Genomic DNA, 8800 nt, shown 5'->3' with positions numbered 1-8800 from the left:
GACAGTGCGTTCTTGAGATGATAAACTAGTCATGAGTCGCAGTTCCTTTATGGTTGTTTTAGACAATTACCATTAAAGGCGCTGCGGCTTTTTTATTCAAGTGTTCGGTTTAATTTTACAATCTACCTATTAGATAACTTTAATTTTGCTTAGTTTGGAGAGAAAATGAGTATTTTTAGTAAGTTAATGTGGTTTTTCAAGGCTAATAAGCGGCTCTACATCTTAGGGTTGTCTTTTTTGTTGCTGACGGAAATTTCACAAATGGTATCACCGGCACTCATTGGTCGCTTTACTGATGTTTTAGTGGCGCGACAAGTCACTAGTCAAAGCTTAGTGATTTATGGTGGTGGTATTCTACTGTTTTCTATTTTAATGTATGGTTTTCGTTACGCATGGATCACACATATCTTTCAAGGATCTGCTTTGCTGGAACGAACACTAAGGCAACGATTATTTGATCATTATATGCAAATGGATACAACCTTTTATCAACGTCGCCGTACCGGAGATTTAATGGCACATGCGACCAACGATCTTTCGGCAATTCAACGCGTCGCTTCTGGTGGTGTGTTGATGTTAGTTGATTCGATTGTCATTATTATCTTCACTGTCATTTCAATGACTTTTGTCGTTGATTGGCGCTTGACACTCATTGGCGTTTTGCCACTACCTTTGCTAGCTTGGGGTGTTCGTTACTTATCACCAAAGATTAGACGTGCTTTCACTGCCTCGCAAGAAGCTTTTTCACGGCTTTCTAATAAATCGCAAGAGTCAATTGCAGGCATCAAAGCGATTAAAACTTTAGGACAAGAACAACAAGACGTTGCATCTTTTACAAGTGAAGTCAAAAAAACAATTGAAATTAATAAAAAAGTCGCTAAAATTGATTCAATGTTTGGTCCAATGGCAACACTTGTGATGACAATTAGTTATGTGGTCATGGTGACATACGGTGGTTCTTTGGTAACGAATCAGACGATTACGATCGGACAACTGGTTTCTTTTTCTACTTATCTAGGCTTATTAGTTTGGCCCATGTTTGGTCTAGGACAGTTATTCAATGTGTTGGAACGTGGGAATGCATCATACATGCGAGTACAGGAAATTTTAGCAGAGAAATCGGCTATTGTTGAAGATGAGTCAGGTCGTGAAACTTTAGCTCATGGTGATGTTGCCATAGACATTGATGAATTTAAGTACCCTGATGATGAGACAACAACTGCCTTATCTGATGTTCATTTGAAAATCAAATCTGGTGAAACGTTAGGATTAGTTGGACGTGTTGGCTCTGGTAAAACCACATTGATTAAATTATTGCTGCGTCAGTTTGACGGTTACGAAGGAAGTATCACTGTGGGTGGCATTGACATCAAGCAATATAAGTTAAGAGCTTATTTGAGAGCAATTGGCTATGTGGCGCAAGAAAATTTTTTGTTTTCAACGACAGTATTGGATAATATTCGCTTTGCAGATTTAACTAAAACAACAGTTGAAGTTGAAGAGGCGGCAAAAAAAGCTGCTTTTCACGACGATGTTTTAGGTTTTCCAGAGGGATATGATACTGAGGTGGGTGAACATGGTGTTAGCCTATCAGGTGGACAAAAGCAACGTTTGGCCATTGCACGTGCTTTAATCGTTGATCCAGAAATTTTGATATTAGATGACGCCTTATCGGCTGTTGATGCACGTACGGAGAAACAAATTTTGGGTGCGTTGAATTCAGAGCGACAAGATAAAACGACTATTATTGCTGCTCATCGTATTAGTTCGGTCATGAATGCTGATGAGATTATTGTCTTTGACGATGGTCAAATCAAGGAACGTGGAACGCATGCCGAATTGTTGGCGTTAAATGGTTGGTACGCACGTATGTATGCGCAACAACAGTTAGCGACTCAATTAGATGAACAGTTGTCAGCGAAGGAGGAAAATAATGCCTGAAAAAAATGAATCAGTTTGGGCTAAAAGTATTCCAGTAAAAGAACAGCTTCATGTCATCTGGACGTTAATCAAGATGGCTAAGCCATTTCGGTCAATGTTCATTTGGGCGTTGTTAATTGGTGCTGCTTTTGCATTATTGCAGGCAGCTGCACCACGTGTGATTTCTTATTATATGACAAACTATTTGCACCAAACGACAAGCGTTCCTTTGCAAATAACAATTAGTTTTGCTGTATTGGTAGCTGTTATTCGGATTTTACAAGCTGTCACGGACGCTTTGAATGCCTATTATTTTTCGGTGGCAGGTGAATATGCTTTAGAAGATATTCGAATTCGTGTCTTTAAAAAATTGCATACGCTGGGAATGCGCTTTTTCGATCAAGTGCCTGCTGGTTCACTAGTAACGCGTGTCAACAATGATACAGCGTCGTTAACTGACTTTTGGCGATTCTTTATGGAGTTGACATTTGCTGTAATGAGCATGATTGGTGCTTACATTGGTATGTGGACAGTTGACGTGAAAGCGACGTTACTTATGTTAGTTGTTGTGCCTTTTATTGTTGCCAGTATCATCGCTTATCAGCGGTTTTCATCAAGCCTTTTTCGACATATGCGAGAAAGGTTGTCGGCATTGAATGCAAAAATTGCCGAAAGTATCACTGGTATTGATGTGATTCAAGAGTTTTACCAAGAAGATCGCTTTAAAAAAGAGTTTTCCAAAATCAACGGTGAATATTTTAATGCCAGATTTAAAATGGTTAAGGCAGATGCCTTACTACTCGAACCTATGATTGATATGTTACTAGGTGGTGCAACAGTCCTAATTCTTTGGTATTTCGGTGAATTATCAATGCATACAGGGGTGGCCGCTGGTGTAATTTATGCATTTACTACCTATTTAAATAACATTTTTGGACCGTTAGAAAATATTATGAGTTTATTCAGTCCATTTCAAGAAGGATTGGTGTCTGGCTACAGAATTTTGGGCATTTTAGCAGATGAAACATATTCCCCTGCTCAAAATGCCAATGCGCAAGGCGATATTACTGATGGCAAAATAGAATTTAAGCATGTCAATTTCAGTTATGATGGTCAGCATCAAATTTTAAAGGACCTGACGTTTACGGCCCATCCGGGTGAAACAGTTGCTTTGGTAGGACATACAGGTTCTGGAAAAAGCTCGACAATTAATACATTAATGCGATTTTATGAGTTCCAAAGTGGCGAAATCTTGATTGATGGGCAGGATATTCGAGATGTTAGTATGAAAAACTTACGTCAAAAAATGGGATTAGTTTTGCAAGAACCATTTATGTTTTTTGGTGATATTGCTTCGAATATTCGAATGTACGATGACAGTATTTCTGACGTGCGTGTTAGGGAAGCTGCGCAATTTGTAGGTGCCAACACTTTCATTGAGAAATTAGACAATCAGTATAGCGCCAAAGTACAAGAAGGTGGATCTGGTTTTTCGGCCGGAGAAAAGCAATTAATTAGTTTTGCGCGAACTATTGTGCAGGATCCTAAAATCTTAATTTTGGATGAAGCAACGGCAAATGTCGACACTGAGACTGAAACATTGATTCAAAAATCATTGAAAAAAATGCGTGAAAATAGGACAACTATTGCTATTGCTCACCGACTATCGACGATTAAGGATGCTAACTTAATCCTTGTTTTAGATGAGGGACGTGTCGTTGAACGCGGTACGCATGAATCGTTGTTAGCACAGAAAGGACGTTACTATGACTTGTATCGTTTGCAAGGTGTCAACGACGCTATTGTTGAATAAAGGTTGAAATTAATATTTTTGTTATAAAACCTGACATAACTTTGACTAAATTAACAAAATGTGCGTAAAATGGAACTAGAACAGACTGGGCTAGAACTCTACGTTCGTCCAGTTTTTTTGATATCGTGAGTGCTTAAGGCAATCACAACGAGTGAAAAGGAGAATTAGGTCATGTCAATGATTGAATTTAAGAATGTTGAGAAATATTACGGGAATTTTCATGCGCTTAAGAACATTAATTTGGAAATTGATGAGGGCGAAACAGTTGTTTTGATTGGACCATCTGGGTCAGGAAAATCAACTTTAATTCGTACCGTTAATGGATTGGAAGAGATTCAAGAAGGTCAGTTACTTGTTAACGGTTTTGACCTTCATGATCCTAAAACTGACATCAACCGTATTCGCAAAAATGTCGGCATGGTGTTCCAGCACTTTAACTTGTATGATAATAAGTCGACAATTGAAAATATCATGCTAGCACCACGTCTTGTTTTAAAAAGAGACGAAGCTGAAAACAAGAGAATGGCAATGGCATTGTTAGAAAAAGTTGGTTTGGCAGATAAGGCTGCTAATATGCCTTCTGAACTTTCTGGTGGTCAAAAGCAACGTGTTGCGATTGCACGTTCACTAGCTATGCAACCGAAGGCCCTTCTATTTGATGAACCTACTTCTGCATTGGATCCAGAAATGATTGGTGATGTTTTGGATGTTATGCGTGATATTGCTAAAGATTCATCAATGACCATGCTAGTCGTGACACACGAAATGAGTTTTGCTAAGGCAGTTGCTGACCGTGTTATCTTTATGGCTGACGGTCAAATTCTTGAAGATAGCTCAACAGAAGCATTCTTTAATAATCCAACTGAGCCACGAGCGCAACAATTCTTGAGTCAAGTTGAGCATCACTAAAATTTAGATTGGGAGGAAAAGTGTTAAAAATGTTACGGATGTCAACAATAATCGGTAAAATTTTTAATGCAACATTATTATGGAAAAAGCTAAAAAAAGACAGTTCGGCATTATTGCTACAATCGTCTTAGCTGCCGTTATTGTCCTCGGTCTAATGTGGGCAACAGCTACCGCTAAGAAAAACCAAGAACATCAAGACACTTTGGCTCGTGTTGAAAAGCTGGGCCGAATTGTGTGGGGTGTTAAAGCAGATACCAAATTATTCGGTTTGATGGATACAAAGACAGGTATTTCTAAAGGATTTGATGTTGATATTGCCAAAGCGCTGACTGTACAATTATCTAAGCAAACTGGTGTGCCAATGTCTGCTGAATTTGTACCTGTTTCATCATCGTCAAAAATTCAACTTTTGAAAAACACTAACATTGATGGCACTGTGTCCACAATGACTATCACGCCAGAACGTGAAAAAATTATTGACTTTACAAAACAGTATTTTGATGCCGGACAATCAATTCTAGTTAAAAAGGATTCGGGCATCAAGTCAATTAAGGATATGAATGATTCAAAGTACACGATTATTGTGGTCGTAGGTACAACAGCTGCGGAAGAAACTAAAAAGTTCGCACCTAAAGCGAAATTGTTGGCCGTTCAAGACTATGCAACTGGCATGCAAGCCTTAAAGGCCGGACAAGGTCAAGCAATGTCAACTGACAATGCGATCTTATATGGTTTTGCAACTGAAAACCCTGATTATCAAATTGTTGGTGGCACATTTACACACGGACCTTATGGTATTGCCTTTGATAATGATCAAGGACCAATGATTCGAGAGACTAATAAAGCCTTGGCTACATTGAAGAAAAATGGTGTATACAATAAATTGATTAAAAAATGGTTCAGCAATGTGCCGGGTCTCGATTGGCATGAATTGGAGGCGAAATAATGGATTTATTACAGAATAATTTTTCGACATTTTTGCAGGGATTTGGGTATACGTTGTTATCAAGTATTATTGCGCTAGTTGCTTCAATGATTTTGGGTACATTCTTTGCTATTTTGCAGATTTTACCCCAAAAATGGGTACAAAAGGTTGGTAACATCTATGTGCAAGTCTTTCGTAACATTCCCTTATTAATTATTACTTTCTTCTTCTTCTTGGTTGTTGCAAAGTTAATACCAATGAATGGGTTCACTGCTGGGACAATTGCTTTGTCATTATACACATCAGCCTTTATTGCAGAAACAGTTCGCGCGGGTATTTTATCAGTGAACAGTGGACAAATGGAAGGTGCTCGTGCCAATGGTTTGTCTTTCTGGCAGGCGATGCAACACATTGTATTACCACAAGCCTTTAAAATAGCATTACCATCACTTGGTAACCAGTTCATTAATTTGGTAAAAAACTCATCCATTTTGGCTTTTGTCGGTGGTCTTGATTTGATGTATCAAGGTAATATGGTTGCAGCTAACACATTTGATACGTTTGGCACATACATTATTGTTGCGCTTTTCTATCTAGTGATTACACTACCATTGAGTTACTACATGCAGCATCTTGAACGTAAACTAAAGCACGCGGCTTAAGGAGGACATTATGGTTACATTAGGAATTTTTGACGCCTTTACACCACAGAACGTCCAATATTTGTTGGGTGGTTTAGGCATTACAGTTGGTGTCTCAGTTATTTCAGTTATTTTAAGTTTCATTGCAGGTTCGGTGATCGGTATTATTCAATTTGAGAGATTACCGTATTTTTCAAAGTTTGTTGCGACAATTAATAATATTATCCGTAACTTGCCTTTGCTATTGATTATTTTCTTTGTTTACTTTGCTTTACCAAAGTTAGGAATTCACTTGCCAATATTTTGGGCTACGGTTGTGGCTATGAGTACATTTGAGTCTTCAATGTTGGCTGAAATTGTTCGTGGTGGACTTGAGTCAATTGATAAAGGTCAGTTTGAAGGTGCACGTGCCAACGGTCTTTCTAACTTGCAAACAATGTTTTACATTGTATTGCCACAAGCTTACAAGAAGATGATTCCACCAATTATTTCACAGTTGATATCATTGGTTAAGGATACGAGTTTGGCAATGGGAATTGTCTTGTCAGAAATGACTTATCGTGGTCAAATTATCTATGCACAGAATTCAACGTATATCATTCCTGTGTTGATTGTGATTACCCTAATTTATTTCTTACTAAATTACGGATTGTCCTTAATCGCAAGATGGTTTGATAGTAAGTTAGCTTAAATTGATGAGAGAGAATTGACGCTAATTAGGCTGATTAGATCAAATAAGGTTCGGATTGCCAGTGTATTTCTACTATAAACGTTATATTATACGTTAAATCGCAGTAAAATCTTAAAAGATAACAAAATGAATTGCAAATGAGAAATGCACATGGTAAACTAATAGCATTGTTAGCAAAAAAGTATATCGGGAGGATATATTAACATGGATACATGGAAGAAATGGGCAATTGGCGCAGCCGTTGTCGTTGTGGTAGGTGGCGGAACACGCGCCGCTGGCCTCTGGGGTGGTTCGAATGGATCATCAAATGCACTTAAGTTTTCTTTCCCAACAGAAATCCAAACATTGGATTTCTCAAAGAATACAGATACTTATTCTGGAACAATTATTGGTAATACAGGCGCTAACTTGTTGCGTGTCAATGCTAAAGGTAAGGCTGTGCCTGAATTGGCTAAGTCAGTTAAAGTTTCCAAAGATGGTTTGACTTATACAGCAACTCTACGGAGTGGTTTGAAGTGGTCTGATGGCTCATCTTTGACAGCCAAAGATTTTGTTTATTCATGGCAACGTATTGTTGATCCAAAGACAGCATCACAATATTCTTATCTGGCCTCAGGTGTGAAAAATGCTGATGCTATTACTGCTGGTAAAGCTAAAGTTAGCACTTTGGGTGTCTCAGCAAAGGGCAATGTTATTACGTTCAAGCTTGAACGCGCAATGCCACAATTTAACTATTTGTTGACATTTGCTAATTTCATGCCACAAAAGCAAAGCTTTGTTGAAAAGCAAGGCAAGAAGTATGGTACAACTTCTGCAAAGCAGCTATATTCTGGTCCTTATAAGTTTGAAGGATGGAATGGTACTAACAACAGCTTTAAGTTAGTGAAAAATGATAACTATTGGGATGCCAAAAGTGTTAAGACAAAAGAAATTGACTATTCTGTTGTTAAAAAGCCAGAAACGGCTGTCCAATTATACAAGCAAGGCAAGTTAGATCGTGCTTCAATCTCAACACCTGAACTATATGCTGCTAACAAGAGCAATAAGGATAAGGTGAAGGTTCCTGAAGCAACGACAGCCTATATCGAATATAACCAAACTGGTAAGAACAAGTTCTTGGCTAACACAAAGATCCGTCAAGCTTTGAACCTTGCAACTAACCGTAAAGAATTGGTTGATCAAGTAACATCAGGTATTTCAACACCAGCTAATGGTTTGGCACCACAAGGCTTGGCTAAGACTGCATCAGGTGAAGATTTGGCTAAGTACGCAGCACCTGGCTATAAGTATGATGCTAAAGCAGCTGCTAAGTTGTTCGCTGAAGGTTTGAAAGAAGTTGGCGAAACAAAGATGACTTTGACAATTACTTCTGATGCTGACAGTTCTGCTGCCAAGACGACATTGGATTACCTACAAGGCTCATTGCAAAAACCTTTGCCTGGTTTGAAAGTTGAAGAAAAGTTTGTGCCATTCAAGCAACGTTTGTCAGATTCTCAAACGCAAAACTTTGAAGCTGTTGTCTCACTTTGGGGTGGTGACTATCCAGAAGGCTCAACATTCTATGATTTGTTTAAGAATGGTGCATCATACAACCATGGTCAATTCAAGAACAGTGCCTACACTGCAGCTGTCAACAAGGCAGAAACAACAGATGCTTTGAATGATGCAGCCCGTGATTCAGATTATAAGACTGCTGAAGCTGCATTGTATAAGGATGCTAACTTCAACCCATTGTACTTCCGTGCAGGATATTCATTGGCTCGCCCAAGTGTTAAGGGTATTATCACTAACACAACTGGCTTGAACATTGATTTCAAATACGCCTACCGTAAGTAAGTAATTTATGATAGAATTAAACTACATTTAATTAAAAATGAGAATTGACATATGTCAATTCTTAT

7 protein-coding genes are annotated in these 8800 nt (G+C 38.4%); all 7 read left to right on the top strand.

The genetic code is table 11. From position 1 onward, the window contains the following. Positions 1–165 precede the first annotated feature (165 nt). The 7 genes from BMG01_RS06080 (at position 166) to BMG01_RS06050 (ending at position 8735) form a co-directional block, all read left to right on the top strand. Positions 166–1941 (top strand): ABC transporter ATP-binding protein, encoded by a 1776-nt coding sequence (locus tag BMG01_RS06080; protein WP_004911585.1) that lies wholly within the window; start codon positions 166–168, stop codon positions 1939–1941. Continuing rightward, a complete protein-coding gene (locus tag BMG01_RS06075) occupies positions 1934–3733 on the top strand; it encodes an ABC transporter ATP-binding protein (protein ID WP_036068665.1) in 1800 nt (599 codons plus the stop codon). The genes BMG01_RS06080 and BMG01_RS06075 overlap by 8 nt, the downstream gene beginning before the upstream one ends. Positions 3734–3904: 171 nt before the next feature. Then, a complete protein-coding gene (locus tag BMG01_RS06070; RefSeq protein ID WP_004911593.1) occupies positions 3905–4642 on the top strand; it encodes an amino acid ABC transporter ATP-binding protein in 738 nt (245 codons plus the stop codon). A 79-nt stretch (positions 4643–4721) separates the two neighbouring features. Next, the gene (locus BMG01_RS06065; RefSeq protein WP_004911596.1) at positions 4722–5588 is read left to right on the top strand and encodes a transporter substrate-binding domain-containing protein; all 867 of its coding nucleotides are present in this window, start codon (positions 4722–4724) and stop codon (positions 5586–5588) included. Further along, positions 5588–6229 (top strand): amino acid ABC transporter permease, encoded by a 642-nt coding sequence (locus BMG01_RS06060; protein ID WP_004911599.1) that lies wholly within the window; start codon positions 5588–5590, stop codon positions 6227–6229. Before BMG01_RS06065 ends, BMG01_RS06060 begins: the two co-directional genes overlap by 1 nt. Positions 6230–6239: 10 nt before the next feature. Beyond that, on the top strand, positions 6240–6899 hold the full coding sequence (locus BMG01_RS06055; RefSeq protein WP_004911601.1) for an amino acid ABC transporter permease: 660 nt from the start codon (positions 6240–6242) through the stop codon (positions 6897–6899). A 204-nt stretch (positions 6900–7103) separates the two neighbouring features. After that, a complete protein-coding gene (locus tag BMG01_RS06050; protein WP_004911604.1) occupies positions 7104–8735 on the top strand; it encodes a peptide ABC transporter substrate-binding protein in 1632 nt (543 codons plus the stop codon). The last annotated feature ends 65 nt before the right edge of the window (positions 8736–8800 follow it).

Origin of the sequence: Leuconostoc sp. BM2, assembly GCF_002095565.1 — a bacterium.
In the GTDB taxonomy this organism is placed as follows: domain Bacteria; phylum Bacillota; class Bacilli; order Lactobacillales; family Lactobacillaceae; genus Leuconostoc; species Leuconostoc falkenbergense.
Note: the sequence above shows the minus strand (reverse complement) of the source record. Positions and strands in the feature narration are given on the sequence as shown.